Source organism: Mesorhizobium sp. M0437 (assembly GCF_040321335.1).
GTDB lineage: Bacteria > Pseudomonadota > Alphaproteobacteria > Rhizobiales > Rhizobiaceae > Mesorhizobium.
In genome coordinates, this window is record NZ_JAMYRK010000076.1 from 1 (window position 1) to 26275 (window position 26275).

Annotated in this window: 32 protein-coding genes, 2 tRNA genes and 1 pseudogene; 20 read left to right on the top strand and 15 right to left on the bottom strand. The window is 62.6% G+C overall.

Annotation, left to right across the window (positions count from 1 at the left end; all coding sequences use genetic code 11):
- Nucleotides 1–118 precede the first annotated feature (118 nt).
- Nucleotides 119–418, bottom strand: a complete 300-nt coding sequence (locus NKI72_RS29710; protein WP_352488261.1) for a DUF1236 domain-containing protein — start codon at nt 416–418, stop codon at nt 119–121.
- Between the two features lie 422 nt (nt 419–840).
- On the opposite strand from NKI72_RS29710, the gene NKI72_RS29715 reads away from it, so the two are divergent.
- From NKI72_RS29715 to ggt, 8 genes are all read left to right on the top strand, one after another.
- Nucleotides 841–1032 carry a DUF3606 domain-containing protein gene (locus NKI72_RS29715; RefSeq protein WP_352501725.1) on the top strand — a complete coding sequence of 64 codons (192 nt, stop codon included), beginning with the start codon at nt 841–843 and terminating at the stop codon, nt 1030–1032.
- A gap of 102 nt (nt 1033–1134) precedes the next feature.
- A complete protein-coding gene (locus tag NKI72_RS29720) occupies nt 1135–1401 on the top strand; it encodes a DUF6894 family protein (RefSeq protein ID WP_352501726.1) in 267 nt (88 codons plus the stop codon).
- A 679-nt stretch (nt 1402–2080) separates the two neighbouring features.
- Nucleotides 2081–2431: a VanZ family protein gene (locus NKI72_RS29725; protein ID WP_352851591.1), complete on the top strand. Its 351-nt coding sequence runs from the start codon at nt 2081–2083 to the stop codon at nt 2429–2431.
- Between the two features lie 513 nt (nt 2432–2944).
- Nucleotides 2945–3616 (top strand): GntR family transcriptional regulator, encoded by a 672-nt coding sequence (locus NKI72_RS29730; RefSeq protein WP_352470145.1) that lies wholly within the window; start codon nt 2945–2947, stop codon nt 3614–3616.
- An 86-nt stretch (nt 3617–3702) separates the two neighbouring features.
- Nucleotides 3703–4548, top strand: coding sequence for a transporter substrate-binding domain-containing protein (locus NKI72_RS29735; RefSeq protein WP_352851593.1), 846 nt, complete (start codon nt 3703–3705; stop codon nt 4546–4548).
- An 84-nt stretch (nt 4549–4632) separates the two neighbouring features.
- The gene (locus NKI72_RS29740) at nt 4633–5346 is read left to right on the top strand and encodes an ABC transporter permease (protein ID WP_502909003.1); all 714 of its coding nucleotides are present in this window, start codon (nt 4633–4635) and stop codon (nt 5344–5346) included.
- Nucleotides 5343–6062: an ABC transporter permease gene (locus NKI72_RS29745; protein ID WP_352772608.1), complete on the top strand. Its 720-nt coding sequence runs from the start codon at nt 5343–5345 to the stop codon at nt 6060–6062. The genes NKI72_RS29740 and NKI72_RS29745 overlap by 4 nt, the downstream gene beginning before the upstream one ends.
- A 21-nt stretch (nt 6063–6083) precedes the next feature.
- Nucleotides 6084–7676 carry a gamma-glutamyltransferase gene (gene ggt, locus NKI72_RS29750; protein ID WP_352851595.1) on the top strand — a complete coding sequence of 531 codons (1593 nt, stop codon included), beginning with the start codon at nt 6084–6086 and terminating at the stop codon, nt 7674–7676.
- Between the two features lie 190 nt (nt 7677–7866).
- Here ggt and NKI72_RS29755 read toward each other — a convergent pair.
- The 10 genes from NKI72_RS29755 to NKI72_RS29800 all read right to left on the bottom strand — a co-directional run bounded on the left by NKI72_RS29755 (nt 7867) and on the right by NKI72_RS29800 (nt 14113).
- Nucleotides 7867–7942, bottom strand: a tRNA-Phe gene (locus NKI72_RS29755).
- A gap of 374 nt (nt 7943–8316) precedes the next feature.
- The gene (gene yacG, locus NKI72_RS29760) at nt 8317–8508 is read right to left on the bottom strand and encodes a DNA gyrase inhibitor YacG (protein ID WP_352851596.1); all 192 of its coding nucleotides are present in this window, start codon (nt 8506–8508) and stop codon (nt 8317–8319) included.
- The gene (locus NKI72_RS29765) at nt 8505–9134 is read right to left on the bottom strand and encodes a Maf-like protein (RefSeq protein WP_352470150.1); all 630 of its coding nucleotides are present in this window, start codon (nt 9132–9134) and stop codon (nt 8505–8507) included. The genes yacG and NKI72_RS29765 overlap by 4 nt, the downstream gene beginning before the upstream one ends.
- A 25-nt stretch (nt 9135–9159) precedes the next feature.
- Nucleotides 9160–9378, bottom strand: a complete 219-nt coding sequence (infA, locus tag NKI72_RS29770; RefSeq protein WP_006200926.1) for a translation initiation factor IF-1 — start codon at nt 9376–9378, stop codon at nt 9160–9162.
- An 88-nt stretch (nt 9379–9466) separates the two neighbouring features.
- Nucleotides 9467–9949, bottom strand: a complete 483-nt coding sequence (locus NKI72_RS29775; protein ID WP_502906737.1) for an arsenate-mycothiol transferase ArsC — start codon at nt 9947–9949, stop codon at nt 9467–9469.
- The gene (locus NKI72_RS29780; protein ID WP_352613943.1) at nt 9937–10422 is read right to left on the bottom strand and encodes a UPF0262 family protein; all 486 of its coding nucleotides are present in this window, start codon (nt 10420–10422) and stop codon (nt 9937–9939) included. The genes NKI72_RS29775 and NKI72_RS29780 overlap by 13 nt, the downstream gene beginning before the upstream one ends.
- Nucleotides 10423–10424: 2 nt before the next feature.
- Complete coding sequence (hisD, locus tag NKI72_RS29785) at nt 10425–11717, bottom strand: histidinol dehydrogenase (RefSeq protein WP_352851597.1); 1293 nt, start codon at nt 11715–11717, stop codon at nt 10425–10427.
- A 4-nt stretch (nt 11718–11721) separates the two neighbouring features.
- On the bottom strand, nt 11722–12156 hold the full coding sequence (locus tag NKI72_RS29790; protein WP_352470153.1) for a DUF2948 family protein: 435 nt from the start codon (nt 12154–12156) through the stop codon (nt 11722–11724).
- A 301-nt stretch (nt 12157–12457) separates the two neighbouring features.
- Nucleotides 12458–13750, bottom strand: a complete 1293-nt coding sequence (murA, locus tag NKI72_RS29795; protein WP_023677408.1) for a UDP-N-acetylglucosamine 1-carboxyvinyltransferase — start codon at nt 13748–13750, stop codon at nt 12458–12460.
- Nucleotides 13751–13906: 156 nt separating this feature from the next.
- Nucleotides 13907–14113, bottom strand: a complete 207-nt coding sequence (locus tag NKI72_RS29800) for a hypothetical protein (protein ID WP_352501732.1) — start codon at nt 14111–14113, stop codon at nt 13907–13909.
- A gap of 160 nt (nt 14114–14273) precedes the next feature.
- Here NKI72_RS29800 and NKI72_RS29805 point away from each other — a divergent pair.
- A tRNA-Thr gene (locus tag NKI72_RS29805) sits at nt 14274–14348 on the top strand.
- Nucleotides 14349–14511: 163 nt separating this feature from the next.
- On the opposite strand, the gene NKI72_RS29810 is transcribed toward NKI72_RS29805, so the two are convergent.
- The 3 genes from NKI72_RS29810 to NKI72_RS29820 all read right to left on the bottom strand — a co-directional run bounded on the left by NKI72_RS29810 (nt 14512) and on the right by NKI72_RS29820 (nt 17242).
- Entirely contained in the window at nt 14512–14850 is a 339-nt protein-coding gene (locus NKI72_RS29810) for a BRA0787 family protein (protein ID WP_352851598.1), read from the bottom strand.
- A gap of 91 nt (nt 14851–14941) precedes the next feature.
- Nucleotides 14942–15145 carry a hypothetical protein gene (locus tag NKI72_RS29815; RefSeq protein ID WP_352457712.1) on the bottom strand — a complete coding sequence of 68 codons (204 nt, stop codon included), beginning with the start codon at nt 15143–15145 and terminating at the stop codon, nt 14942–14944.
- A 294-nt stretch (nt 15146–15439) separates the two neighbouring features.
- Entirely contained in the window at nt 15440–17242 is a 1803-nt protein-coding gene (locus tag NKI72_RS29820) for a dipeptide ABC transporter ATP-binding protein (RefSeq protein ID WP_352851599.1), read from the bottom strand.
- Between the two features lie 191 nt (nt 17243–17433).
- On the opposite strand from NKI72_RS29820, the gene NKI72_RS29825 reads away from it, so the two are divergent.
- Together NKI72_RS29825 and NKI72_RS29830 are read left to right on the top strand one after the other, a co-directional pair.
- Nucleotides 17434–18792 (top strand): LLM class flavin-dependent oxidoreductase, encoded by a 1359-nt coding sequence (locus NKI72_RS29825; RefSeq protein WP_352851600.1) that lies wholly within the window; start codon nt 17434–17436, stop codon nt 18790–18792.
- Between the two features lie 14 nt (nt 18793–18806).
- A pseudogene (locus tag NKI72_RS29830) lies at nt 18807–19118 on the top strand (DUF427 domain-containing protein); the annotation flags it as partial.
- Here NKI72_RS29830 and NKI72_RS29835 read toward each other — a convergent pair.
- Nucleotides 19052–19210, bottom strand: coding sequence for a hypothetical protein (locus tag NKI72_RS29835; protein ID WP_352851610.1), 159 nt, complete (start codon nt 19208–19210; stop codon nt 19052–19054). The pseudogene NKI72_RS29830 and the gene NKI72_RS29835 overlap by 67 nt on opposite strands.
- Before the next feature lie 27 nt (nt 19211–19237).
- On the opposite strand from NKI72_RS29835, the gene NKI72_RS29840 reads away from it, so the two are divergent.
- From NKI72_RS29840 to NKI72_RS29880, 9 genes are all read left to right on the top strand, one after another.
- Nucleotides 19238–19582, top strand: coding sequence for a DUF427 domain-containing protein (locus NKI72_RS29840; RefSeq protein ID WP_352851601.1), 345 nt, complete (start codon nt 19238–19240; stop codon nt 19580–19582).
- A gap of 33 nt (nt 19583–19615) precedes the next feature.
- The gene (locus tag NKI72_RS29845; RefSeq protein ID WP_352851603.1) at nt 19616–20629 is read left to right on the top strand and encodes an ABC transporter substrate-binding protein; all 1014 of its coding nucleotides are present in this window, start codon (nt 19616–19618) and stop codon (nt 20627–20629) included.
- Nucleotides 20530–21252, top strand: coding sequence for an ABC transporter substrate-binding protein (locus NKI72_RS29850; protein ID WP_352851605.1), 723 nt, complete (start codon nt 20530–20532; stop codon nt 21250–21252). The genes NKI72_RS29845 and NKI72_RS29850 overlap by 100 nt, the downstream gene beginning before the upstream one ends.
- A 7-nt stretch (nt 21253–21259) precedes the next feature.
- The gene (locus NKI72_RS29855; RefSeq protein ID WP_352851606.1) at nt 21260–22219 is read left to right on the top strand and encodes an ABC transporter permease; all 960 of its coding nucleotides are present in this window, start codon (nt 21260–21262) and stop codon (nt 22217–22219) included.
- Nucleotides 22216–23103 (top strand): ABC transporter permease, encoded by an 888-nt coding sequence (locus tag NKI72_RS29860; RefSeq protein WP_352541342.1) that lies wholly within the window; start codon nt 22216–22218, stop codon nt 23101–23103. The genes NKI72_RS29855 and NKI72_RS29860 overlap by 4 nt, the downstream gene beginning before the upstream one ends.
- 199 nt (nt 23104–23302) lie before the next feature.
- Nucleotides 23303–23872 (top strand): FMN reductase, encoded by a 570-nt coding sequence (msuE, locus tag NKI72_RS29865; protein WP_352541343.1) that lies wholly within the window; start codon nt 23303–23305, stop codon nt 23870–23872.
- Nucleotides 23873–23899: 27 nt separating this feature from the next.
- On the top strand, nt 23900–25000 hold the full coding sequence (gene sfnG, locus NKI72_RS29870) for a dimethylsulfone monooxygenase SfnG (RefSeq protein WP_352851607.1): 1101 nt from the start codon (nt 23900–23902) through the stop codon (nt 24998–25000).
- Between the two features lie 55 nt (nt 25001–25055).
- Nucleotides 25056–25958: an ABC transporter ATP-binding protein gene (locus NKI72_RS29875; RefSeq protein ID WP_352470167.1), complete on the top strand. Its 903-nt coding sequence runs from the start codon at nt 25056–25058 to the stop codon at nt 25956–25958.
- Nucleotides 25958–26275, top strand: a 318-nt coding sequence (locus NKI72_RS29880) for an ABC transporter permease subunit (RefSeq protein WP_502909004.1), incomplete at its 3' end; no start/stop codon positions are given. The genes NKI72_RS29875 and NKI72_RS29880, both read left to right, overlap by 1 nt.

The following is a 26275-nucleotide window of genomic DNA, read 5'->3' on the forward strand; positions in this document are numbered from 1 at the left end:
CGGCGGCGGGCCGCGCGCGCCCCCCCCCGCCCCCCACCCCCCCCCCCCCCCCCCCCCCCCCCCCCCCCCCCCCCCCCCCCGCCCCGCCCCCCCCCCCACGACTGCCCGAGCTTTCACGTCACTCGATGATCTTGACGATCTTGCGCGTGCCTGGGTCGACGACGACGGTGCGGTTGTCGACGACGACATAGCGGTATTTGACGTTGGGGACTTCATGAAGCTCGACGGTATCGGGGAGCGTCGAGCCGATATTGAGCTCCACCCCAGGGATTTTCACCGAGGCCAGCGGCTGCTTCTTCACATACTCCTTGATGACCGTTTCCTGCTGCGGTTCGATGACAACGTCTTGCGCCGCAGCGGCGCCGATGCCTGCCAGCAGCAAAAATCCCGCCACCGCGGTGGAAAGATGCATTCTCATGGTCGTCTCCTTTGCGAACTCGGTCCGCTCTTCACGCCAAGGCTCACTCGAACGGAAGGCAGCTGAAAACGTTCCGTCGACGGGGCTTCGGTCCCGCCCGGCAGGGACCAACCGACGTGTTGCCGCAGGACCTAAGTCTGATCCTTGCGCGCAAAGGGTGGGTTTGCCGCGTGACCCGGAACCGTGGCGGCGCGTGGCCGTTGCTGGCTGCACGTTCCGGGAGGATTCCATGGAAAAGGTCGACGGTTGCTCGCACCGGTCCAGGCTGTTTCCATTCCGATCGAACCCGGCATCTGCGCAGCACTGTCCCTTCCTGCGCCGATAAGGGTTCGCGCGTCACTTTGTGGCGGGCGAACCCTCAAATTGCTGCGTGCACCAAAGTTGACCCCCTGAAGCGAAGAGAAGGGGCGAGGAGAGCGGAAATGGCCGATAACAAGAGCAAGCGAGACTTCAGCGACCGCAATCGCGTTTCGGCGGATGAATATTATGAGGTCGAATATTTCGCGCGGGAAAATGGTGTTTCGCCCAGCCAGGTGAGCAAGCTGATCAAAAGGACCGGCGGCGACCGGATGATCCTCTCGCAGGCGGTGAAGGCATTGCGCGAGCGCAAGTGAGCTGGCGGCGAAGCCAACGGTGGAAAGGCACTGATCGCGATCGGCCGAGATCCGGCCAGCTATCGACAACGTGCCCGGATGCCGCCGCTTCGGCCAAGCGCAATGCCCCGCTACTTCTTCGATTCCGATGAAGACGGAATTGTCTATTCCGACGATCAGGGAACGTTATATGACGATCTCCCGCTGGTCAGGAAAGAAGCCCTTCGCACATTGGCCGAGATGGCCAGGGATGGCCTTCCTCATCGCAGGATTGCAGTCAAGGTCCGGGACGACCGTGGCGGTCTGGTCCTTGAAGTGGCTTTGACCTTTGCCGTTGAAACGCGGCACTTCGACGAGCGGATTTTCCGGATCGACTTGCGCACGAACTGACGGCTCGATCATCATCGCGCCGAGCATCAGATTTCTGGTGCAGCGGCATCTTCCCCTGGCGCGGAACATTAGAAATCTCTAATTGTTATCTTAAGCAGCGGGAACCTCCCAGGTTTCTGCTGCAGATCGGGTGCAACCCGATCGGCCCGCGCCCTCCGCCAGAGGCGCGGGCTTCGTTTGTTTAGCCGATGCGCAACGCCGTTCGGCAGCAGCATATTGGAGGCCTGCGGGAGCATTAGTAACATCTGTCGCTACCGCGGCGCCCTGGCGCCCAGGCAACGGAGCCCGTCGTCCGACAGGGCGGCGGGCTTTTTTGACGCGGGTCGGTCATCACGCAATCGATGGAATTCTGGCCGGCGCCGCTTCGTGTGGCATGGGGTAAGGTGCCCTGACGCAGCGCCGGCCAAGCGGAAATCAGGTCCGCCGCAGCCAGATTGTAGCCGCGCCGGCGCAGCAGGTAATTGCGTGATCGCGGAAGCCGCACCATTGCAGAGCCCTCCCAGCAGTTCGGTCTGCCCAGCGGCTGACCCGATGCATTCATTCATTCTGACGATGCACCGGACGCCCCGACGGCGGAAATTGGACGCAGCACTCGCTCTCGATTCAGCGGCCGATGCTCCCTGCAGATTTCGGACGAAAGGCCATTCTATCCTTGTCGCGCCTGGATTCTTATCAGATCGTGGCAAGGTTTGCCTTTACGGCCGCGTTTGCCGGCGTTCTGCTGTTCGCCCTTTTGCCGGAGCAAGTCCTGCGGGGCCTTGGCCTGGCTTTCACGTCTGATCACGACAAGCTCAATCACGCCGCCGCCTTCGTCGTCCTGGCGGCTCTCGGAAGTTTCGGCTGGCCGGAACGCAAGGCGAAGCTGATCGTACTCCTCGTTCTCACGGACGCGGCGATCGAGGGGCTTCAGGCCGTGCGACTGATAGGGCGCGACCCGGATCTATTCGACTGGGTCGCCGACTGCGCGGGAATCGCGTGCGGACTGATGGTTGCAAGCTGGACAAGGCGGCTCGCCGGCGGATTGCCATAGCTCGAAAGCGCATAACGGAATCGGCGCGCCCGTGCCCCAATAAGGGGAAATTGGCCGGCGCCACTGGGGGGCGCGTTGGGGTAAGTTGCCTGATGGGGCGCCGGCCAGGCGGAAAAATTACGTCCGCCGCAAAGTAACATAGCAGGAACGGCAAAGCGCGGCAGTAGCGTGATCGCGGAAGGTCCGCGTTGGCGCCTCCGGTGCGGTGACCCGTTTTGGATCAACAAATCTGGCACCTGAATTGCACTGCAGGCAATGCCGGGAAATCCCGGCAATCGTCCCCGAATATGGGGCCTCGCCGCTTCGCAAATGGAGCGGCGGGCCTTTTGCCGGACGTTGAAAAGTAGGCCGATCAGCGGCTTAGCCGATCACGGTGTGCTTAGCCCGATTTCCCCTGCCAAGTGCCTTATTCTCACAAGAGAAATTCTAAAGCGCCCAAGCATCGGTGCTTGACACAGGTTTCGATTAACTGGATAAGTGGATACACAGATACGCTCTGATCGGACCAGGGACATGGCAGCTGACGCAATCGAGCCGTTGGGCATCACGACTGCCGAGGAGGAGGCTTATCGCCACATTCAGCGGGCCCTGAGGATGGGGCGTTACCGGGCCGGGGACCGGCTGATCCCGGAAGAGATCGCGACGGAAATCGGCATGAGCCGCATGCCGGTTCGCGAAGCATTCCGCCAACTGGCCGCGGAAGGTCTTGTGGTCATTCGCCCGAACCGTGGCTGCATCGTCGCCGGGCTTACCCTCGATGAGATCTACGAAACCTTTGAAATACGCTCGGTGCTCGAAGGGCTGGCGGTGAGGCTTGCCATGCCGCACATCGATGCCGAAGTGCTTGAAGAACTGGAACGCCAGCTGGACCGCATGGAGCGCGCCAGCCAGACCGGCAGCAGCGACTGGGTCGTGCGCCATCAGGCCTTCCATTTGCAGATTTGCCAACTGAGCAACCGACCCAAACTCGTCCGGCAGATTGCCAGCCTGCACGTCGTGATCGAGCCCTACCTGCGCATCTGGTTCGACTATGTCGACAAACCCGCCAGCGCGCGTGCCGAGCACGAGATCCTGATCGACGTGCTGCGGTCAGGTGATGCCGGCAAGGCTGAGATCGTCATGCGGGATCATATCGTCGAGACAGCGCCGCTTCTGGCCAACTTCGCAAGTCCCGGCCGCCGCTAGGGAATACCATCTAACTCATTGAAGCCGGAAGATAATCCGGCATGACGAAAGGGAACTGCCGTACCGGCAAAAAAGAGGAGAATGACATGAAAATTAGCCGCATCGCAGCCATTGCGTCGGTCCTATTCGGCCTGGTCCAGGCCGCCGTTGCACAAGAAACACCAAAGGCAATTACCATTGCCACCGAAGGAGCCTACGCGCCCTGGAATTTCACCACAGCCGACGGCAAGCTGGACGGCTTCGAAGTCGATCTCGCCAATGATCTGTGTGGGCGAATGAAGATCGAGTGCAAGATCGTCGCACAGGACTGGGACGGCATGATCCCCGCGCTGACCGTCGGCAAGTTCGACGTGATCATGGCGAGCATGTTCATCACTGAAAAACGTCTGAAGGTCATTGATTTTACCCAGCCATATGCGGTTGACCCCTCAGGTTTCGCGGTCGCCAATGATAGCGAACTGGGCAAGCTCGGCATTTCCAACGAGCGGTTCAAGCTGGACAATGAAGCCTCTTCGCAGGCGGCAATCGACAAGCTCAAGCCATTGCTGAAGGGAAAGATCATTGGAGTTCAGGCTGCAACGGCGAACCTGGAATTCCTGAAAAAATACTTCTCGGACGTCGCCGAGATTCGCGAATACAAGACCACCGAGCAACACGATCTCGATCTTGCCGCGGGTCGCATCGACGCGCTCTTCGCGCAACAGACAGCGCTGGCCGCCACGCTGAGCAAGCCGGAGTTCAGCGACTATACGCTTGCAGGACCAGGATTTGTCGGGGGCCTCTTCGGTCTTGGCTCCGGGGCCGGCATCCGCAAAGAGGACACCAAGCTGAAAGACATGCTCAACGGCGCCATCGACGCCGCGACCGCCGACGGCACGATCAAAACCCTGTCGCTTAAATGGCTCAAGAGCGACGTCACTCCAGTCAAGTAAGCGCTTGCCGGCGAACGGCCATTCCTGACCACGTTCCGGAGCTGAGCCGTTCGTCCTTCCGGGGCATCAATGCCGGGGGTATCAATGGTTGACGCATTCCGGCTGCTTGGTTTCCAGCACGGAGGTTGGGGGGCTGTTCTTCTCATGGCGGCCTCGGTCACAGTGCTCCTGTCTGTGCTGGGCTTTGCGCTTGGCGCTGTATTTGGCGGGCTGGCAGCGGCCGGGCGTCTCCGCAACTCCAAAATATTGAGGTTCTTGGCCCTTGGCTATTGCACGGTTTTCAGGGGCGTGCCCGACCTTCTGACCATTTATCTGCTTTACTATGGAGGTAGCGTCGCCCTGACCTCGCTTGGTCATAGCCTGGGCGGGTCCGGATTCGTCGGCGTTCCGGCCTTTGCCACCGGAACCTTGGCTATCGCGATCATCTCGGGCGCCTATCAAGCCGAGGTCTATCGAGGGGCTTACGTCGCCATCGACCAGGGACAGCACGATGCCGCTTGCGCGCTTGGTCTCAACCGGCTGCAGCGGCTGCGACAGGTTATTTTTCCCCAGCTCCTGAGATACGCGCTGCCAGGTCTCGGCAATGTGTGGCAGTTGGTTCTGAAGGACTCGTCGCTAATATCGGTAATCGGCCTCGTTGAACTGATGCGCCAGGCGCAGATCGCTGCAGGTTCGACCCGTGAACCGTTCATCTTCTACATTGCTGCAGCCTTGCTCTATCTGGCTATCGCTTCCGTCACGGGCCACGCCTTTTACCGTCTGGAACGGAAGGCGCCGTGGCGCGTCCGGTCGGCATGATAGATTTCAGTTTTTTCCTCGAAATCCTGCCGAAGCTACTCGCCGGCCTGCCGCTCACGGTGGAACTGGCCCTGACTTCCATCGTTGCCGGCTTCGTTCTTGCCGTCACATTGGCGCTTGCCCAGCAATCGGAATCGCCCTTCGTCGTCTTGCCGATCCGTGGCTTCGTTGCCGTGTTCAGGGGCACGCCTCTGCTGGTGCAGATTTTTCTGACCTATTATGGCCTTGGTCAGTTCCGGCACCAACTGTCGGCAATTGGATTATGGACCGTTTTCCGCGAACCCTACTGGTGCGCAATCATCGCGCTGACCCTCAACACCACCGCCTATGGCAGCGAAATCCTCCGCGGCGCGATTCAATCGGTGCCACGCGGCCTTGTCGAGGCGGCGCGGTCTGTCGGCCTGTCCACCTGTTTGACCTATCGGCACGTTATCCTGCCGCTGGCCTTTCGCCAGGCGCTGCCGAGTTACGGCAATGAAATCATCCTGATGATCAAGGGCACGTCTCTGGCTTCCATCGTGACCTTGATGGAGGTGACTGGAATTGCCCAGGGATTGATCTCCCAGACCTACCGCGCCTTTGAAGTCTTCATTTGCGCGGGCGCCATTTATCTCGCTTTGAACTTCGCGATCATCCGTGCCTTGGCGGCACTCGAATACTGGATGTCGCGGCATCTGCGGCACCGCCCCTCGACGATGAGCGACGCCGCCTCTTGAGCACGATCAGAAGGGCATAGCATGCGAAATTTTGAGAAACCAACGCGCTCGGTCGTCGTTTCACGCGAGGCCATGGCCGCCACCTCTCATCCGTCGGCGACCCTGACGGCGGTCGAGATCATGGCGGCCGGCGGCAACGCCATGGATGCCGCCATCGCAGCCTGCGCGGTGCAATGTGTCGTCGAGCCAGCCTCGACCGGCATTGGAGGCGACTGCTTCGCTCTTCTGTCGCGAAACGGATCCGGCGAGGTCATCGCCTACAACGGATCGGGCAGGACACCCGCCGCCCTGACAATTGACTGGTTCCTCGAACGTGGCATGGCCGAGGTGGCCCGCAATTCTCCCGGCTCCGTCACCATCCCGGGAGCCATCGATGCCTGGACCAGATTGCACGCTGATCATGGACATATGCCCTTCGATCAAATCCTGGCCCCCGCTATACGTTTCGCCGAGGAAGGCTACGCCATTTCACCGCGGGTCCATCGTGACTGGGCGTTGGAAGAAGACCTTCTGGCCTCCGATGTAGCCGCGAAACGGATTTTCCTGCCAAACGGCCGCGCGCCACGTGTTGGCGAAGTGCATCGCCAGCCTGAGTTGGCTGCAACGCTGCGGCTGATCGCCAAGAAGGGACGAGAGGCCTTCTACACTGGCCCTGTGGCCGACGACATGGTCGCCTATCTTCGTGGGCTCGGCGGATTGCACACACTTGAAGATTTCGCCTCGGCAACAGGCGAATACGTGACCCCGATCAGCACGGCGTTCCGAGGCTGCGATGTGTTCGAATGTCCGCCGAATGGCCAGGGTGTGATCGCGCTGCTCATTCTAAACATCCTCTCGCGCTTCGAAGCGCACGGCGACCCGCAATCCGCGGACCGGCTTCACCTGGAAATCGAAGCAACACGCCTCGCTTACGCCGCGCGTGACCTGCTCGTCGCCGATCCCGGCACTTCCGAGGTCCCGGTGGCCGACATGTTGTCGAATGCCTGGGCCGATCGTCTGGCCGGCATGATTGACCTAAAGCGCGCCCGCGCGGACCTGCCGGCGTTCGATATGCCGCTGCACAGCGACACGGTCTATATTTCCGTTGTCGATAAGGACCGCAATGCGGTCAGTTTCATCAACTCGGTCTTCGACAGCTTTGGCTCGGGCCTGGTCTCGCCACGCTCCGGTGTCGTCTTGCACAATCGCGGGCAAAGCTTTTCGCTTGACCCCAGGCACCCCAATGCAGTGGCGCCGAACAAGCGACCTTTGCATACCATCATACCCGGGATGCTTGCGAGAGACGGCCGGGCCGAAATGCCTTTCGGCGTTATGGGCGGCTACTACCAGGCAATGGGCCACGCGCACCTGCTGACGAAGGTGCTCGATTTCGGGATGGATCTGCAGGAGGCGATTGATCTGCCGCGGGTCGCCCCCGTCAGCGGCACCATGAACGTCCAGGCCGAACACGGGCTCGCTGGCGAAACCGTAGCTGAACTTAGCCGACGCGGTTTCGAAATCATTCCCGCCACGGACCCGATCGGCGGTGCGCAGGCCATTCGCATCGATTGGGCAAACGGGACCCTGCTGGGCGGTTCTGAACCGCGCAAGGACGGCTGCGCCCTCGGTCTGTAGAGCGGTTATGGCCAGAGCGAGATGCAAGATGCCGAAGATGCTCTCCATCGACATTTGGCCGAGCAGGAGCCGCTGGCGCCATGGTCCCGATAATTCTTGCAGACCATCGAGAACCCGTTCGGCACGAGGTTGTCACCCATGTCTTAAGTACAATCTGTTACCCATGTCTCCGGGTCGGACAGGGAGGGGATGGTGCCCAGAGGCGGATTCGAACCACCGACACGCGGATTTTCAGTCCGCTGCTCTACCAACTGAGCTATCTGGGCCTGCTCCGGCGGGCGGCAATCTGCACACCGGGTTCATGAAAGCGCCGTCGGCACCCCTTGAAAGCGCGTGGGTTATAGCACGGGAATCCGGACTGTCCAGCGCTTAGAGCATGATCCCGAAAAGTGGAATCCGGTTTTCGGAAAAGATTATGCTCAGACAAAAAGCATGATCCCGAAAAGTGGAATCCGGTTTTCGGAAAAGATCATGCTCAGACAAAACGCCAGAACCTGTTCCGTCCGACAGTGCCGGGTGGAACAGGTTCTGGACATTGATTGCAGGCGGGAAACGACAGGCAGTCCGCAAGGCCGATCATCGGTCACGATCGCGGCTGCGAAACCGTCCCAAGCCTGTGGAAAACCGCAGGTGGACGATGCTATTTCTGGTCGTCGTTCTCATCCTCGTCGTCGCGGCCCGGGATGACGTAGACCCCCTTCAGCCAGCGGTTGAGGTCGATGTCCTTGCAGCGCGTCGAGCAGAACGGGTAGGTTTCGCGCGCCGATGGCTTGCCGCATTCGGGGCAGGGTCGCTTGGGCCGTAACGGCGTGACCTTGTCGTCCCGGCTCATATCCGCGCACCCGACAGCCAGTTGGCGTGCACCTTAAACCCTTCGCCGCTCAAAAGCGCTACCGTCTCGTAGAGTGGCAGGCCGACGACGTTGGTGTAGGAGCCGACAAGCTTGACGACGAAGGCGCCGGCAAGCCCCTGGACGCCATAGCCGCCGGCCTTGCCGCGCCATTCTCCGGATGCGATGTAGGCCTCGATCTCCTCGCGCGGCAGCCGCTTGAAGCGCACCCTGGTCTCGACCAGCCGCAAGCGCTGCTTGCCGCCAGGTGTGATCAGGCAGATGCCGGAATAGACGCGGTGCGAACGGCCGGACAAAAGCCCAAGGCAGTTGGCGGCGTCGTCGAGCGTCTCGGCCTTGGGCAGGATGCGTCGCCCGACGGCAACCACCGTGTCGGCCGCCAGCACGAAGCTCGGCGCGTAGTCCGTCTCGGTTTTCAGCGAGGCCAGCGCTTTCTCGGCCTTCTGCGTCGCCAGGCGCTTGGCCAGCGAACGCGGGTGTTCGGCGCGCAGCGGGGTCTCGTCGACATCAGCCGGCAGCACACGGTCCGGCTCGATGCCGGCCTGCTGCAGCAGCTCGATCCGGCGTGGCGAACCCGAGGCAAGCACGAGCTTCTGCAAAATGCCCATCGCGATCCCGGCCGGGTCCTTGAACTTACTTGAAGCGGTAGGTGATGCGGCCCTTGGTCAGGTCGTAGGGCGTCATCTCGACCAGGACCTTGTCGCCGGTCAAAACGCGGATGCGGTTCTTGCGCATGCGGCCGGCCGTATGGGCGATGATTTCATGTTCGTTTTCGAGCTTGACCCTGAACATCGCGTTGGGCAGCAGTTCCGTCACGACACCCGGAAACTCGAGGACTTCTTCCTTCGGCATTCGATACCTTTGCTTGGATGGGTACTTCCAGCGCCCCGGCCGGAAAGTTGCGCGAACCTATATGATAAACGCCCGCTTGTGAACATGCTTAATCCGCGGCGTTTTCAGCCCCGTTGCCGAGGAAACGGCGGCCGATCCGCCCCTTCAGCCGCTCGCGCACGTCGCGGTAGGCGGCCATGATCTGCTCGCGCGTGCCGCTGACGCCGGTCGGGTCGGGCATCGGCCAATATTCGACCTCGACGGCCAGCGAGCGGGTGAGTTCGAGCGCGATGTGGTGGGCTTCCGGCGCCAGCGTGACGATCAGGTCGAAATAATCGTCCTCGAGGTCATCCATCGTTCTCGGGTGCCGTTCGCCGAGCGACAGCCCTTCTTCGGCCAGCACGGCATCGACGAACGGATCGCGTTCGCCGCCGCGCACTCCCGCCGAGGCGACGAAGGTGGTAGGCGGGAGCACCTTGCGCGCCAGCAATTCGGCCATCGGCGAGCGCACGGCGTTCATGCCGCAGACAAACAGGATCGAGCGGGGCAGGATCTGGCGGGGCAGCGGGGCGGCCAGTTTCAGCCTCGCCAGTGCAGCACGCAAACCAGCGTGAACAGCCGGCGCGCCGTGTCGAAGTCAATCTCGATCTTGCCGGCAAGCCGGTCCATCAGCCTCTGCGAGCCTTCATTGTGCAGGCCGCGCCGGCCCATGTCTATCGCCTCGATATGGCTTGGCGTCGCGGTGCGGATGGCATCGTAATAGCTTTCGCAGATCATGTAGTAGTCCTTGACGATGCGCCGAAGCGGCGTCAGCGACAGGATGTGGGTGACCACGGCTGCGCCGTCCTCGCGCGCCACCGCGAACACCAGCCGGGATTCGGCCAGCGACAGTTTCAGCCGGTACGGCCCGGCGCCGTCGTCATTGACCGGCTGGAAGCGGTTCTCCTCGATCAGGTCGAAGATCGCCACCGCCCGCTCATGCTCGACATCGGGCGTCGAGCGGCCGATCGTCTCGTCGAGCTCGACATCGATCAGCCTGGCGCGGGTTTGGTCGTAGTCGGACATTTCTACATGTTCAGCCGGATGGCGACGGAGCGTCCATGTGCATCGAGGCCTTCCGCCTTGGCGAGCGTGATCGCCGCCGGCGCCAGTGCCCGCAACTGCTCCGGCCCGAGCTTCAGGATCGAGGTGCGCTTGACGAAATCGAGCACCGAAAGCCCGGACGAAAAGCGCGCCGAGCGCGCCGTCGGCAGCACGTGATTGGAGCCGGCGACATAGTCGCCGATGGCTTCCGGCGTATGACGGCCGAGAAACACCGCACCCGCATTGCGCATCCGCGCCAGGAAGCCCTCTGGGTCGTCGATGGCAAGCTCGACATGTTCGGCCGCGATGCGGTCGACCAGCGGCAGTGCTGCCTCGATCGTCGGCACCAGGATGACGGCGCCGAAATCGCGCCAGCTCGCCGCCGCCGTTGCTCCGCGCGGCAGGTTCTGCAACTGCCGCTCCACCGCCTGTTCGACCGCTGCGCCAAAGGCACGGTCGTCGGTGATCAGGATCGACTGCGCCGACACATCGTGTTCGGCCTGGGCGAGGAGGTCGGCGGCGATCCAGTCCGGATCGTTGCTGCCGTCGGCGACAACCAGCACTTCCGACGGCCCGGCGATCATGTCGATGCCGACCGTGCCGAACACCTGGCGCTTGGCCGCCGCGACATAGGCATTGCCAGGGCCGACGATCTTGGCGACGGGCTTTATCGTTTCGGTACCATAGGCAAGGGCCGCGATCGCCTGGGCGCCACCAACGCGGTAGATTTCGGAGACACCGGCAAGATCGGCTGCCACCAGCACCAGCGGCGGCACCTCGCCGCCAGAGGCCGGCACCACCATGGCGATGCGCTCGACGCCGGCGACCTTGGCCGGTACCGCGTTCATCAGCACCGAACTCGGATAGCTCGCCGTGCCGCCCGGCACGTAGAGCCCGACGGCCTCGATTGCCGTCCAGCGCGAGCCGAGCTCGACGCCGGCGGCATCGGTGTAGCGGTCGTCCTGCGGCAGCTGCCGCTGGTGGTGGGAGCGGATGCGCTCGCGCGCGAATTTCAGCGCCTCGACCGTCTGCGGATCGGCGGCCTCGTAAGCCTTGGCAATGTCGTCCCTGGAGACGGCGATGCCGAGCCTGGCCAGGTCACCGCCGCCGAATTTCTGCGTGTACCCGACCAGCGCCGCGTCGCCCTCGGCACGCACCTTGGCGATGATCTCGCGCACCACGGCGTCGACATCGGCCGAGACTTCCCGCTTGGTCAGCAGGAACGCGGCAAAGCGCTGCTCGAAATCGGCGTCGGACTGTCGAAGCGTGATGGCCATCGGCTCAAACCCTGTGGACCGGGCGCGACGTCGCTTCCCAGGCGCCGCCGACATCGGCAAGCCGTGCCTCGATGCATTCGACATCGAGCATGATCGCGCCGCCGCCCGAAAAGATCAGCTCGACGATGCCGGCCGGTTTGTCGAGCGCGAGAAAGCTGATCGCCAGCAGCGACAGCACTTCGTCGGGCTTGTCGCGGGCAATGCCGCTGGTCTTGGCGCCGAGCACCCGGTCGAAATGCAGCACGGCCTGCCGCCGCTCATTGTGCTGGCGGAAGAAGCCGGATTTCGCCTCCCAGACGAAGCGGTTCATGGTCAGCACGAAGCGCTTTACAGAAGGCAGGTATTCGAGATCGCTGACCTTCATGACAGCATCCTGGACATGCGCCGAGATGATGCTCAGATCCTGATCGTCGAGCGCGACAAGCTTGAGGCCATTCATGCGGAATTCGCACCTGCGAGTTGATTATTCGACCTTCTGTTAGGCGGTCTTTCCGGCTCGTGCAACCGCGCCGGAGGTCTTGGCCAGGCAATCGCCCCGGTCGGCGCTGCCCCTCATCCTCCTGCCAGGACCTTCTCCCCGTATAGGGACGGGTGTAGGGGCTGGCCGCAACCTCGGCACCCTCTCCGCAACGCCGGAGGTTGGCGAAATCCTTCGCGAGGCGTCCCTTCTCCCCGTCCCTATACGGCGAGAAGATGCCGGCAGGCAGGTGAGGGGCAGCGCCGACCTGAGCCTGCTATCATTACCCCGAAATGCGCTCGATTTCCGCGCCGCAGCCAGACAGCTTTTCCTCCAGCCGCTCGAAGCCGCGGTCGAGATGGTAGACGCGGTTGACCGTGGTTTCGCCTTCGGCCGCAAGGCCGGCAATGACCAGCGACACCGAGGCCCGAAGATCGGTCGCCATGACCGGCGCGCCCTTCAGCTTCGCTACGCCGTCGACGATCGCCGTCTGGCCGGACAGCGTGATGTGGGCGCCTAGCCGGGCGAGTTCCTGGACGTGCATGAAGCGGTTTTCGAAGATCGTCTCGGTGATGCGCGACTTGCCCTTGGCCATCGTCATCAGGCCCATGAACTGCGCCTGCAGATCGGTCGGGAAAGCCGGGAAGGGCGCCGTTGTCACGTCGACCGGCGAAATGCCGGCGCCGTTGCGCCTGACGCGGATGCCTGAATTAGTCTGCGTGATCTCGGCGCCGGTCTGCGAAATGATGTCGAGCGCCGTCTGCAACAGGTCGGGCCGCGCGCCTTCCAGCACGACGTCGCCGCCGGTCATCGCCACCGCCATCGCATAGGTGCCGGTCTCGATGCGGTCGGGGATTACCCTGACGCGCGCACCCGACAGCGCCTCGACGCCGTCGATGGTGATGGTCGCCGTGCCGGCGCCCGAGATCTTCGCGCCCATGGCGTTGAGGCATTCGGCGAGGTTGACGATCTCCGGCTCGCGCGCGGCGTTTTCGAGCACCGTCTCGCCCTTGGCCAGCGAGGCCGCCATCATCAGCACATGGGTGGCGCCGACCGAAACTTTCGGGAACACATAACGGTTGCCGACAAGCCGGCCGTTCCTGGTCTTGGCGATGACGTAGCCGGTGTCGACGTCGATATCGGCGCCCAGCGCCTGCAGGCCTTCGAGGAAGAGGTCAACCGGCCGTGTGCCGATGGCGCAGCCGCCGGGCAGCGACACCTTGGCCTCGCCCATGCGGGCCAGCAGCGGGCCGATCACCCAGAACGACGCCCGCATCTTCGACACCAGCTCGTAAGGCGCCGTCGTGTCGACGATGTTGCGGGCCGAGAAAGTGATGGTGCGCGAATAGCCTTCCTGCTGCTTTTCGCGGCGGCCATTGACCGAATAGTCGACGCCGTGATTGCCGAGGATGCGGATCAGCTGCTCGACATCGGCCAGATGCGGCACGTTTTCCAGCGTCAGCGTGTCATCGGTCAAAAGCGCGGCGATCATCAGCGGCAGCGCAGCGTTTTTCGCGCCCGAGATCGGAATGCTTCCGGCAAGCTTGTTGCCGCCGACAATTCTGATGCGATCCATGAAGAGCGTCCCCTCGGCCCAAGGCCGGTTTAAATCGGTTGAGTCTGTTGCGGCCATCTAGACCATTGGCCGGCTTGGTTCAAGAAACAGGCTACTCCCCACTTTGGCCCACGCCGACTTGGCCAAAGTACCGGCGACCAACATAGCCGATTCGCGTTAATCTTTTTTCATCACCGCTTGCAGCCCCTCCGGCCGCTTGTCGGCGTCGCCGGCTCTTCGTGAGCGCGATTGCGCCTTGCGCTTCTGCAGGTTGGCGCGCAACTGCTCGGCCAGCCGGTCCTTGCGGCCCGTTCCGGCCTTTTTCGCTGAACCATCCTTCTTCGGTGATCCATCCTTGTTCGGAGAAACTGTCTTGCCGTTCATCGTTCTGCCCCCGGCCGGCGACCCGCCGGTGCATATAAAGGGATAGCCAACATTGTGGCACGGCCATGTCCGCAACGATCGCCCGGTGCGGCCTTTCAACCCGTCTTTGTCTTGGCCTTGCGCTTGCCGGTTCGATATGGCAGAAGCCCCGCCATCGGCGGCTGCGGTAGCTCAGTGGTAGAGCACTCCCTTGGTAAGGGAGAGGTCGAGAGTTCAATCCTCTCTCGCAGCACCAGTCTATCCGCACCATGCAGAGCTATGGCCATCGCCGCGCATGACCGACTGAGCAAATAGAGGCTATCAGGGCAGATCGCGACGCATACTGGCTGAATGATACGGAGCCGAGCTGCCCTTGTGCCCGGCTCCGGCTTTGACGGGAACCTATGCAGCGTCGCCTGTTAGTTGCCGACGTCGCCGCTCCGGAGCCGCTTCACGCACAAAGCGCGAAGGACCAGAGCGGCATCGGCGTAAGTGATCGCCTTTTCGCCGCCGAACACCAGTGTATTGCCGACAACCTCTAGGACATCGCCCTCGATGCGCCAAGGAAGAATATCGGTGCAGGTCCGCATGCGGCCGAAGACCGAACTGATCGGCACCATCTGGTCCTCAAATTCCACGTGCGGCTCGTCCGTTCCCGGAATCCAGGTCTGGTAGGCTTCCAAGGCATCGTCGAAGGCTCCGTGCAAATGAATCGGAGCATGGCCCTCATGCAGTGCGGGTAAAAGGCGTGTGATCATCGGTCTCCTCCTGGATCGCGACAGCCAGCCAATGCTGCCAGGTAACCCCCCGCATTTTCGATGATAGGTCTATGGCCGGATGCGACGGTGCCTACCAATAGCCGCAAGTGCCGATGCCCCAATAGAAAGCTTCATCCCGTCCTGAGCGGCGAAATTTCGCCTCGGAGTCAGAAGCGTCGTCCGCCTGCGCCTGGTCCGGCGCATAACGTGAAAGCTCCATGGGCGGGAAAAGGGCGCCGATCACGATCCTGATACAGCCCGGAACGGCTTCCAGAAATGTCTGCGTCATCGTCATCTCCTGATCCTGCGAACATGGACGGCGAAAAGTCAGGCACTTGAAGAGGCAGTATGACCGGCTTCTTAGCAAATGTCTATCAAACTTGTAGACATTGGCTTGTAAGGAGCGAGCCTCAGACGAAATACCATGCGAGCTTGCCTGTGACTACGGTGGATGCCTGATCGCCAAGCTTCCTGCTATCCGCGCCTCGAACGGCCGCAGCTCCCGGTCTCTTGGCACTTTGCGACGGGGATCAGCTCCATCGCGCCTTCCTCGCGAGCGCGACGGATCTTCAGAATGATGATCCGTCCTTCATGAACCTTGGTCGAGCCGCCAACATGCGATCAGGTGCTCGTCGCCAGCTTGGCTGAGGGGCGGTTCGGCTTTCCAGCAATCGGCAACAGCGAGCGAGCAACGGCCGGCGAAGGCGCATCCCTGGCTCGGGCCCGCCGCGATGTCGGCCTGAGAGATGATCTTCGGCGCTGCATCGTCTGAAGACGCCGCCAGCAGCAGTTTCGTATAGGGATGATTGGGTCCGTGAAAAATCTGGTCGGATGAGCCGGTTTCGACCAGGCGGCCGCGGTACAGCACGCCGATCCTGTCGGCCATGTAGCGCACGACCCTGAGATCGTGGCTGATGAACAGATAGGTCGTGTCCTTGTCGCGCTGCAGGTCGTTGAGCAGGTTGAGAACAGTTGCCTGGACGGAAACGTCGAGCGCCGAAGTGGGTTCGTCGAGCACGACGACCTTCGGCACGCCGGCGAAGGCCCGTGCGATGGCCGCCCGTTGCCGCTGGCCGCCGGATAGTGATCGCGACTTCTGCTCGGCTGTGGCGCCGGCAAGGCGAACCGATTGCAGCAAATCGCTGACGCGGGCCTTTATCTCACTGCTGCGCAGGCCGGCGAGCCGGCGCAGCGGGCGGCCGAGTATCCTGCCGATCCGCTTACGCGGATTGAGCGTGCGATCCGGCGACTGGAAAACCATCTGCACATCGCGGCGTTCGCCAATACTTCTCTTCTCGACGCGCGGTGCGACCGTCCTGCCGAACAGCTCGACCGATCCGGCGTCTGGCATCTGTAGGCCGGTGACGATCCTTGCCAGCGTCGACTTGCCGGAACCGGATTCGCCGATCAGCCCGAAGGTCTCGCCGTGGCCGATGTCGAGATCGATATTGCTGAGCACCAGTTGGCTGCCGAACGCATGGCTGATGCCTTTGCAGGCGATCGCGATTCGGCGTTCTTTGCGCCGGCCCGCGTCTTCATTCTGGACCGCCGAGTGCGATGGCAGGCCGTCCGTCTCCGCCAGTCTTCCATTCCGCTTCGTGTAGTTGAGCGCCGGGATCGAGGCGATCAGCGCCTTCGCATAGGCGTGAGAGGGGTTGTCGAAGACGTCGCCGGCGGCGCCGCTTTCGACCACGGTTCCCGACTGCATCACCGCCACCCGGTCGCAGGTGCGGCGGATCATGTTGATGTCGTGGCTGATCAGCAGAATGCTGGTTTTGTGGTCCTTGCGCAGGCCGGAGAGGATAGCGATGATCTCGGACTGGACGCTGGCGTCGAGCGCCGTCGTCGGCTCGTCCAGCACCAGCAGCGACGGGTCGAGCGCAATCGCGATGGCGATGTTGGCGCGCTGCTGCATGCCGCCGGAGAGTTCGTGTGGATAGAGCCCCAGCACCCGCTCCGGATGGCTCACCCGAACGCGCCCGAGCAGTTCGCAAGCCCGCTCGCGCGCCTCGTCATGGCGCACCGGGCGATGCCGCATGATCGTCTCGGTGATCTGGCGGCCGATCGTCATGCTTGGGTTGAGGGCCGCGCCCGGGTGCTGGTAGACGGCGGCGATATGATTTCCCCTGAGTTGGCGCAACTGCTCGGCGGAAAGGTCGCGGATTTCGCGGCCCTGGAACTCCAGCGCTGACGCCGCGATGCGGGCATTCTTCGGCAGATAGCGCAGGATGGCGAGCGCCACCGAGCTTTTCCCCGATCCGGACTCGCCGACAAGGCCGAGTGCTTCGCCTTCGCCTATGCGCAGGGAGACGCCACTGACGGCGGGATGCGATCCATTGCGCCCGTCATAGGCGATGGAAAGCTGGTCGACGTTCAGAACCGAGGAGGACATTGGGAGCTTGAAACCACTTTCTTCCAGCGTCGCGATCGAGGGCAATCGCTTCCACTTTCGCAACGCATTATATCTATAAAGTTACTCGAATTAGGACGGAGCGCAATCTAACTTTCATGGCTCAAGAGCGATTGTCGCCGCTTGCCGAAGCAGTGCGACAATCTCCGGAGCAGATCTGGAAGGAGACCGGCATGGCTCGAGACCACATGATCCTCAGCGCATTTTTCTTCAACCCGCAGGGCGATCATCGGATGTCGTGGCGCCATCCGCGGGCGCCGGGCCGGGAGGTGCTGGACTTCGAGTTCTACCGTGATCTCGCGCAAGCGGCCGAGCGGGCCAGGATCGACACCATCTTCGTCGCCGACCACGTTTCGATCTGGGATTCGGTCAAGAGCGGTGTCGCCCACTACGCCAATGCCCGCCTTGAGCCATTGACGCTGCTGTCGGCACTGGCCGGCGTGACCAAACACATCGGCCTGATCACCACGGTGTCGAGCTCGTACAGCGAGCCCTACAATGTTGCGCGCATGTTCGCCTCGCTTGACCATATCAGCAAGGGCAGGGCGTCGTGGAACGTCGTCACATCGGCCATGGACGAGGAGGCGCGCAATTTCGGCCGCGACGGCAACATCGAACATGCGTTCCGCTATGAGCGCGCGGCCGAATTCCTCGATATCGTCAAGGCGCTTTGGGACAGCTGGGAAGACGAGGCGCTGCTGATCGACAAGGAGACGGGCTATTTCGCCGATCCCGACAAGGTCCACCCCATCGATCACAAGGGCAAGCACTTCAAGGTGCGCGGGCCGCTCAACGTCTCGCGGCCGCCGCAGGGCCACCCGCTGATCGTCCAGGCCGGCTCGTCCGAGGACGGCAAGAACTTCGCCGCCGCCCAGGCCGACGTGCATTTCGCCATCTACAGCACCAGGGAAGACGGCATCAAATACCGGCAGGACATCAACGAGCGCCTCGCCCGCTATGGCAGGCGGCCGGAGAGCTTCAAGATCCTGCCGGGCATTCTGCCGATTGTCGCCGCTTCCGAGGCGGAAGGCCGCGAAAAGCAGGAATACCTCCAGACCCTGTTGCCCGATCAGGTCGGCATCGACCTTCTGTCCAGCTGGAGCGGCATCGATCTCTCCGTCTATCCGCCAGACGGGCCGCTGCCGCCGCTGCCGGACGAGAGCACCTTCAATGGCGGACGGACATCGCTCAACCGGGTCAAGGAATGGTCGAAGCAGAATCTCAGCCTACGCGACATCGCCCGCAAGCTCGCCAACAGCGGTTCGGTGCCGACCGTCGCCGGCACGCCCAAACAGATCGCCGACCAGTTGCAGGACTGGTTCGTTTCAGGCGCCGCCGACGGCTTCAACCTGATGTTCCCGCTGCTGCCCGAGGACTGGGTGAATTTCGCCGAGCAGGTGGTGCCGGAGCTGCAGCGCCGCGGCGTGTTCCCGACCGAATACGCGCCGGGAACGCTGCGCGACCGCTGCGGTCTGGCGCGGCCGGCAAACCGCTTCGCCGAGCAGCGCGACAACGCACGCGCCGTGTCCTGACCGGGAGAACGATCATGACCGTCGCGCCAAGATTGCAGCCTCGCGAAGCCACCGCGCCGCAGCTCGTCAATGTCCTGCACAGTCCCAAGCGTGTGCGCGTCAAATTCGGCGGCCGCACCATCGCCGACAGCCGCAACGTGCTGGTGCTGCGCTCCAACCATTTCCTGCCGATCTATTTCTTCCCGCCGTCAGCGGTAGACCCGTCGGTGCTGAAGCCCTCGCTGCATCGCGAACCGCATCCAGTCGGTGGCGAGACGGCCTATTGGGATATCGACAGCGGCGACAGGCGCAGTGCCAACGCGGCGTGGGCGTTCATCTCGCCGCCGGACGAAGCGCTGGCGTCGCTGGCCGGGCGGATCGCCTTCACCTGGAAGGCCGTCGACAATGGTTCGAGGAGGACGAAGAGGTCTTCGTCCATGCGCGAGACCCTTATGCGCGCATTGATGTGCTGCAAAGCACGAGCCATGTGCAGGTCTGGTTCGACGGCGAGCCGATCGCCGACAGTCACCGCCCGGTGCTTTTGTTCGAGACGCATCTGCCGACGCGTTTCTATCTGCCGGCGGAAGACATCCGGCTGGAGCGGCTGACGGCGTCCGTTACAACGACGCGATGTCCCTACAAGGGCATTGCCTCCTACTGGTCGGGGGTGCTGAGCGACGGAACGGTGCGCCCGGACATCGCCTGGAGCTACCGGGATCCAATCGTCGAAATGCCGAAGATCAAAGGCCTCATCGCCTTCTATCCGCAGGCCGTTGACCGCATCCATCTCGACGGCGAACCCGTCGCATAGGTTTTCAATTTTCATTTCAAAGCAGGGTTTAACATGACCAAACGCAGGGATATCGACGCACTTCGCAGCCTGTCGGGGGACATCTGGAATGTCGCCGTCGACGAATATCAGGGCGGCTTTCTCAAGCGCCGCGATCTCCTGAAATACGCCGCACTGCTCGGCCTGACAGGCTTTGCCGCCTCGCAGGGGTTCGGAGCCGCACGCGCCGCGGCCGCCGCCGGCGGCACGGTTCGTGTCGGGCTCGGTCAGCCGACCAAGGCGATCGATCCGGTTTCGGTGACCGATCCGGCCAGCATCGGGGTGATCAGCCAGGTCGGCGAATATCTGATCCTCGACGATCCGAAGGACGGTCTCCAGCCGAAGCTCGCCTTGTCCTGGGAGGCCGACGAGACAGCCAGCCGCTGGACCTTCAAATTGCGGCAAGGAGTGAAATTCCACGATGGCCGCGCCGTCACCGCCAAGGACGTGGTGGCGAGCTTCGAGCGGCTGGTCGATCCCGCCAGCGGCTCGTCGGCGCTCTCAGCCTACAAGGGCATCCTGTCCAAGGGTGGCGCCAAGCTGGTCGATGACGAAACGGTCGCCTTCGATCTGGACGGTCCGAACAGCAATTTCCCGTTCTATGTCTCTTCCGACGTCTATAACGCCGTCATCCTGCCGGCCGACTATGCCGGCGATTTCGAGAAAAATTTCAACGGCACCGGCCCGTTCAAGCTCGAATCCTTCCGTCCCAAGCAAGGCGCGAGCTTCGTGCGCAATGACGATTACTGGGGCGACAAGGCGCTGCCCGACCGCGTCGAGATCAAGTTCTTCGACGACGAGCAGGCGCAGGTGCTGGCGCTGCAGGCCGGCCAGCTCGACGTCATCCCCAGCACGACGCGGTTGGAACTGGCGATCGAGGGCAACCCAACTTCAAGCTGCTCAGCGTGCAGGCAAGCTCGCATGACCAGGTGCATCTCAGAACCGACCAGGCGCCGTTCACCGACAAGCGCATCCGCCGTGCGCTGGCACTCACCATCGACCGCGAGGCGGTGGTCAAGGGGCTGCTGAAGGGCCGCGCCATCGTCGGCAACGACACCCCGTTCGCGCCGATCTTCCCTTCGGCCGATCCGTCGGTGCCGCAGCGCAAGCACGATATCACGGAAGCCAAGCGGCTGCTTGGCGAGGCTGGCGTGCCGAACGGCTTCGAGGTGACGCTGACCACCGAACGCGCCTATGACATTCCCGACTATGCGGTGATCATCCAGAACTTCGCCAAAAAGATCGGCATCGATGTCAAGCTCAATGTCCTGCCGCAGGACGCCTATTACGGCTCGGCGACCTTCGGCAGCTCGCCTTGGCTGGATTCGGTTCTCGGCATCACCGACTACGGCCATCGCGGCACGCCCGACATCTTCCTCAACGCCACGCTGAAGAGTACGGGAGCCTGGAACGCGGCGCATTTCAACAACCCCGGCTATGATGCGCTGCTGCTCGACTACTCGAAGGCGCGTGACCTCAATGCCCAGCGCCTTGCTGCCGGCAAGATCCAGACGCTTTTGCTTGACGAGACGCCGGCGATCATCAGCTACTTCTCGCAATACAGCCGGATTGTCAGCTCGAAGGTCGAAGGCGTGCGCTTCACCGCAATCTCGCATCTGCTGCTCGATCGCGTTTCCTTCGTCCAGGCATGATCGCGACATGCTGACCGGCCGCATTCTGTCAGCGCGTGTGGGCACTCTTGTCCTCACGCTGTGGCTTGTCAGTGTCCTGGTTTTCTTCGCCGGGCAGGTTTTGCCCGGCGATGTCGGCCGCGTGATGCTCGGGCCGTTTGCCGACGCGCAGGCGGTGGCGGAGCTGAACAAGCGGCTGGGCGCCGACCAGCCAGTTCTCGTCCAGTATTGGCTCTGGTTCAGCAAGGCGGTGTCAGGCGATTTCGGCACCTCGCTTTCGATGCGCGCGCCGGTGGCCCCGTTCATGCTGGAGAGCCTGAAGCGCTCCGCATCCCTTGCCGGCATTATTTTGGTCTTTCTCATTCCGCTCGGGGTTGGCGGCGGTGTCATCGCCGGTCTCAACGCCGGCCGCCTCATCGACCGGCTGATCGTGATGGCGGGCGTCTCCTTCGGCATCGTGCCGGATTTTGTGTCCGGCCTGATGCTGCTCATCGTTTTCGGCCTGTGGCTGAACTGGTTCCCGATCTCAGGCGTTGCGCCGGATGGCGCGGGCTTCTGGACGCAAGGCTACTATCTGATCCTGCCGGCGCTGCCGCTGGTGCTCAATCTTGCCGGCTACATCGCCCGGATGACGCGGGCCGGCGTGATCGAGGCGATGGCCGCCGACTACAGACGCACCGCCGTCCTGAAAGGGCTTGAGCGGCGCGAGATCATCCTTCGGCACGTGCTGCGCAATGCGCTGACCCCGACCATCGCGGTGCTGGCGACGCAGACCGGATACATGCTTGGCGGGCTGGTTGTGATCGAAGCGCTGTTCGGCATCCAGGGACTTGGCAATCTGGTTCTGAACGCGGCCAAGGCGCGAGATTTCCCGATGCTTGAAGCGGGGGTGCTGGTGATGGCGGCAATCTTTGTTCTTTCGGCGGCGGCGGGCGACTTCGTGCTGGCCTTGCTCGATCCGCGGCAACGCCGTCGGACCTCGCCATGACGGATCTGACGGAGTTTTCCGCATCACGGCGCGCCGTGGCCGGTTTTCCGGCGGTGCGCAGGATCGGCAGTGCCTTCTCCGGACTGCCCCCATCGGTCGTGATCGGAACGCTGCTGCTACTGTTCTGGGTCGTATGCGCGGTAGCAGGCAATCTTTTCGTTCCGTATGATCCCTATGCCGAGGATTTTCTGGCGATGCTGACGCCGCCCGATGCCTCGCACTGGTTCGGGACCGATCAGCTCGGCCGCGACGTGCTGTCCCGCATTATCGTCGGATCGCGCGATATCCTGCTGGTTGCGCCGCTGGCGACGCTGGTCGGCGTTGCCGCCGGCAGCATCATCGGCCTGGTGCTCGGCTATTTCGATGGCCTCACCGATGCCATCGGCGCGCGGTTGCTCGATACACTGATGGCGTTTCCATTCATCGTTCTCGTCACCATGACGCTGGTGGCGATCGGGCCGTCGAACCTGACCGTCGTCCTGGTGATCGGCATCGCCTATGCGCCGCTGGTGGCGCGCACCGTCCGCGCCGCCGTGCGCGAGCAGAAGCAGCGCGACTATGTCAGCGCCGCCCGGCTTGGCGGCGAAGGCGCGCTCGCCATCATGTTCCTGGAGATATTGCCCAACATCAGGGAGACCATCCTCATCGAGTTCGTCACTCGGCTGGGCTACGCGTTCTTTTCGATCGCGACGCTGAGTTTTCTGGGCCTCGGCATCCAGCCGCCTTCCGCCGATTGGGGGCTAGCCGTCGCCGACGGCTACGGCTTCCTGACCGGTGGTAAATGGTGGGTCGTCGTTTTCAATTCCGGCGCGATCGTTTCACTGGTCATGGCAACGAACCTAATTGCCCAAGGCTTAGGCGCGTTTGAAAATGGTGATGGATGAATGCGAAGCCGTATTGATGGCCTGAGCTTCGGTCTGCTCGCTATACGGACATTGCTACGTCCATTAGCAGAACGGCATTTTTCTCCGCGAGGCCGAAAAATCGGAATGTAGTTCCTTATCTCTATAGATTTTGTCGAATATCGTCTGCCCCGGTTTGGAAATGACCCGATGCGCATGCAGGGTCCGGGAGATTGACGAGTTGGCAAGGCTATCGGTTCTCGGAATATCCGGCGGCGTAAGCACACCATCGCGCACTACCGCGGTGGTCAACGCGCTGGTCAAGGCAGTCGCCTTGCGCGTCCCGGCAGAAACCGGCCTGATCGAAATCACCGAGGCGGCGCCTTCGATTTTCGCCGGGCTGTCTCGTCGTGCGCTCGGCGCGTCTGGCGAAGCGATCATCCAGCGTGTCGAGAAGGCCGACCTGCTCGTGGTCGGAACGCCGGTCTATCGGGCGTCCTACACCGGCGCTCTCAAGCACCTGTTCGACCTCGTCGATCATCGTGCACTGACGGGCAAGACCGTGCTTCTCGCGGCAACCGGCGGAAGTCCATACCATGGCCTGGTTCTCGAACATCAGCTCCGGCCATTGTTCGGTTTTTTCGGGGCCGTCACCGTCCCGACCGGCGTCTACGGCGCGCCCGACGATTTCGTCGATGCCAAGATCGTCCGCGCGGCGATTATCGAGCGCATCTCACGGGCCGCTACCGAAGCGATTTCCTTGCTTAATTCCAGTGATGCAAACACTGCCGTCGCCACGCGCGTCGGTTGAAGCCAATCAAAAGGGGAAACGAACGAAATGACCTCGAATTCCGACAACGTGAAGTTCGCCTACTGGGTCCCGAACGTTTCGGGCGGCCTTGTCATCTCCAACATCGAGCAGCGGACAGGCTGGGACATCGACTATAACCGCAAGCTTGCCCAGATCGCCGAGGCCAACGGCTTCGACTACGCGCTCAGCCAAATACGCTTCACGGCCGGCTATGGCGCCGACAACCAGCACGAATCCGTCTCGTTCAGCCATGCCTTGCTCGCTGCCACCACAACGCTGAAAGTCATCGCGGCGATCCTGCCCGGCCCATGGAATCCAGCGCTGGCGGCCAAGCAGATAGCCACCATCAATCACCTGACCAATGGCCGTGTCGCGGTCAATGTCGTGAGCGGCTGGTTCCGCGGTGAGTTCGCCGCCATCGGCGAGCTGTGGCTCGACCACGACGAGCGCTATCGCCGCTCGGAGGAATTCATCCGTGCGCTGCGCGGCATCTGGACCGAGGACAATTTCACTCTGAAGGGCGACTTCTATCGCTTTACCAACTACTCGATGAAGCCGAGGCCGATCGATCCGCAGCCGGAGATATTCCAGGGCGGCTCATCACGCGCGGCGCGCGACATGGCTGCGCGGGTTTCCGACTGGTATTTCACCAACGGCAACACGCCGGAAGAGATCAAGAAGCAGGTTGATGACATCAAGACCAAGGCGAAGGCCAATGGCCACAAGGTCAAGATCGGCGTCAACGCCTTTGCCATCGCTCGTGAAACCGAGGCAGAAGCGCGCACCGTGCTCGACGAGATCATCGCCAAGGCCAATCCGGAGGCGGTGCAGGGTTTCGCCGATCAGGTCAAGAATGCCGGCAAGGCCTCGCCGGAAGGCGAGGGTAACTGGGCGAAATCCTCGTTCGAGGATCTTGTCCAATACAATGACGGCTTCCGCAGCAATCTCATCGGCACGCCGGAACAGATTGCCGAACGCATCCTCAAGCTGAAGGATGCCGGCGCGGATCTGATCCTGCTCGGCTTCCTGCATTTCCAGGAAGAGGTGGAGTTCTTCGGCAAGCGCGTCATCCCTCTGGTGCGCGAACTGGAAGCGGCGCGCGACAGGGAGCTCGTCGCCGCGGAATAGGACAGGCGCGGCCTTCAGGCCGCCGCCCGCACGCCTTCAAAATCAGGGACGTTTCATGATTGGTGCTTCGCTGGGAGCCGCCGCCTACGAGCGCGCGCCCGAAATCTCCGGCATTCTTGCTGGTGCTGGTCCCGTCGAGGACACGCGCCCGGCGCGCCTGTCGCCAAAGGCTGATGCGATCCTGGCGCTGGGCGGGATCAGCATTTCTTTTGGTGGCGTCATGGCACTGCGGGATGTCGACCTCGAGGTCAAAAGCCGCGAGATTCGCGCTGTGATCGGTCCCAATGGCGCCGGCAAATCCTCGCTGATCAACATCATCAGCGGCCTCTATCACGCCGATCAGGGCAAGATCGCGATCGATGGCCAGTCCTTCTCCCGGGTGTCGGCAAGCCGTCTGGCACGGCTCGGCGTCGCGCGCACCTTCCAGAACCTGGCACTGTTCGGTGGGCTTTCAGTGCGCGACAACATCGCGTCGGGCCGCGTCCACACCCGGCGCGCCAGCTTTGTCGAACATATCGCCGGCCTACCGCGCGCCCGGCGCGAAGATGCCGCGATCGCTGAAAAGGTCGACCAGACAATCGCCTTCCTGCATCTCGAGGCCGTCGCCGATCGCCTGGTCGCAACGCTGCCCTACGGCCTGCAGAAGCGGGTCGAACTGGCGCGCGCGCTTGTCGCCGAGCCGAAGATCCTGCTGCTCGACGAACCGATGGCCGGCATGACGGCGACCGAGAAGGCCGAGATGGCCGGTTTCGTGCGCGCAGCGCGCGACCGGCACGACGTCACCATCATCCTGATCGAACACGACATCGGGGTGGTCATGGGACTCTCCGACCGCGTCGCCGTGCTCGACTACGGCCGCAAGATCGCCGACGGGACACCGGCCGAGGTCAGGGCCAATCCGGCGGTGATCCGGGCCTATATCGGCACCGCCGAAGGCGAAGATGGCGAGGGCATCTGATGAGCTACTATGATTTCCTCTTCGTCATCGAGGTGCTGGTCGGTGGCTTGCTCTCAGGCGTCATGTATTCGCTCGTCGCCATCGGTTTCGTGCTGATCTACAAGACGTCGGGCGTGCTGAACTTCGCGCAAGGGTCGATGGTGCTGTTCGCCGCACTCACCTTTGTCAGCCTTGTCGAACGCGGCATCCCGTTTGCGCTTTCGCTGCTCATTACCCTCGCGGTCATGGTTGCGCTGGGCTTCACCATCGAGCGAACTGTGCTGAGGCCGCTGGTCAATCGCTCGCCGATGACGCTGTTCATGGCCACGCTTGGCCTG

Bases quoted from the DNA above. Each gene is read 5' to 3' on its own strand.
- NKI72_RS29810 (WP_352851598.1), bottom strand. From the start codon at position 14,850: ATGATCACACGCCTTTTACCCGCACTGCATGAGGGCCATGCTCCGATT.
- NKI72_RS29815 (WP_352457712.1), bottom strand. From the start codon at position 15,145: ATGACGATGACGCAGACATTTCTGGAAGCCGTTCCGGGCTGTATCAGG.
- murA (WP_023677408.1), bottom strand. From the start codon at position 13,750: ATGGATCGCATCAGAATTGTCGGCGGCAACAAGCTTGCCGGAAGCATT.
- NKI72_RS29780 (WP_352613943.1), bottom strand. From the start codon at position 10,422: ATGTCCGACTACGACCAAACCCGCGCCAGGCTGATCGATGTCGAGCTC.
- NKI72_RS29835 (WP_352851610.1), bottom strand. From the start codon at position 19,210: ATGGACGAAGACCTCTTCGTCCTCCTCGAACCATTGTCGACGGCCTTC.
- NKI72_RS29735 (WP_352851593.1), top strand. From the start codon at position 3,703: ATGAAAATTAGCCGCATCGCAGCCATTGCGTCGGTCCTATTCGGCCTG.
- NKI72_RS29855 (WP_352851606.1), top strand. From the start codon at position 21,260: ATGCTGACCGGCCGCATTCTGTCAGCGCGTGTGGGCACTCTTGTCCTC.
- ggt (WP_352851595.1), top strand. From the start codon at position 6,084: ATGCGAAATTTTGAGAAACCAACGCGCTCGGTCGTCGTTTCACGCGAG.
- NKI72_RS29715 (WP_352501725.1), top strand. From the start codon at position 841: ATGGCCGATAACAAGAGCAAGCGAGACTTCAGCGACCGCAATCGCGTT.
- NKI72_RS29745 (WP_352772608.1), top strand. From the start codon at position 5,343: ATGATAGATTTCAGTTTTTTCCTCGAAATCCTGCCGAAGCTACTCGCC.
- yacG (WP_352851596.1), bottom strand. From the start codon at position 8,508: ATGAGCCGGGACGACAAGGTCACGCCGTTACGGCCCAAGCGACCCTGC.
- hisD (WP_352851597.1), bottom strand. From the start codon at position 11,717: ATGGCCATCACGCTTCGACAGTCCGACGCCGATTTCGAGCAGCGCTTT.
- NKI72_RS29720 (WP_352501726.1), top strand. From the start codon at position 1,135: ATGCCCCGCTACTTCTTCGATTCCGATGAAGACGGAATTGTCTATTCC.
- NKI72_RS29740 (WP_502909003.1), top strand. From the start codon at position 4,633: ATGGTTGACGCATTCCGGCTGCTTGGTTTCCAGCACGGAGGTTGGGGG.
- NKI72_RS29800 (WP_352501732.1), bottom strand. From the start codon at position 14,113: ATGAACGGCAAGACAGTTTCTCCGAACAAGGATGGATCACCGAAGAAG.
- NKI72_RS29790 (WP_352470153.1), bottom strand. From the start codon at position 12,156: ATGAATGGCCTCAAGCTTGTCGCGCTCGACGATCAGGATCTGAGCATC.
- NKI72_RS29765 (WP_352470150.1), bottom strand. From the start codon at position 9,134: ATGGGCATTTTGCAGAAGCTCGTGCTTGCCTCGGGTTCGCCACGCCGG.
- NKI72_RS29820 (WP_352851599.1), bottom strand. From the start codon at position 17,242: ATGTCCTCCTCGGTTCTGAACGTCGACCAGCTTTCCATCGCCTATGAC.
- NKI72_RS29845 (WP_352851603.1), top strand. From the start codon at position 19,616: ATGACCAAACGCAGGGATATCGACGCACTTCGCAGCCTGTCGGGGGAC.
- NKI72_RS29710 (WP_352488261.1), bottom strand. From the start codon at position 418: ATGAGAATGCATCTTTCCACCGCGGTGGCGGGATTTTTGCTGCTGGCA.
- sfnG (WP_352851607.1), top strand. From the start codon at position 23,900: ATGACCTCGAATTCCGACAACGTGAAGTTCGCCTACTGGGTCCCGAAC.
- NKI72_RS29860 (WP_352541342.1), top strand. From the start codon at position 22,216: ATGACGGATCTGACGGAGTTTTCCGCATCACGGCGCGCCGTGGCCGGT.
- NKI72_RS29825 (WP_352851600.1), top strand. From the start codon at position 17,434: ATGGCTCGAGACCACATGATCCTCAGCGCATTTTTCTTCAACCCGCAG.
- NKI72_RS29875 (WP_352470167.1), top strand. From the start codon at position 25,056: ATGATTGGTGCTTCGCTGGGAGCCGCCGCCTACGAGCGCGCGCCCGAA.
- infA (WP_006200926.1), bottom strand. From the start codon at position 9,378: ATGCCGAAGGAAGAAGTCCTCGAGTTTCCGGGTGTCGTGACGGAACTG.
- NKI72_RS29730 (WP_352470145.1), top strand. From the start codon at position 2,945: ATGGCAGCTGACGCAATCGAGCCGTTGGGCATCACGACTGCCGAGGAG.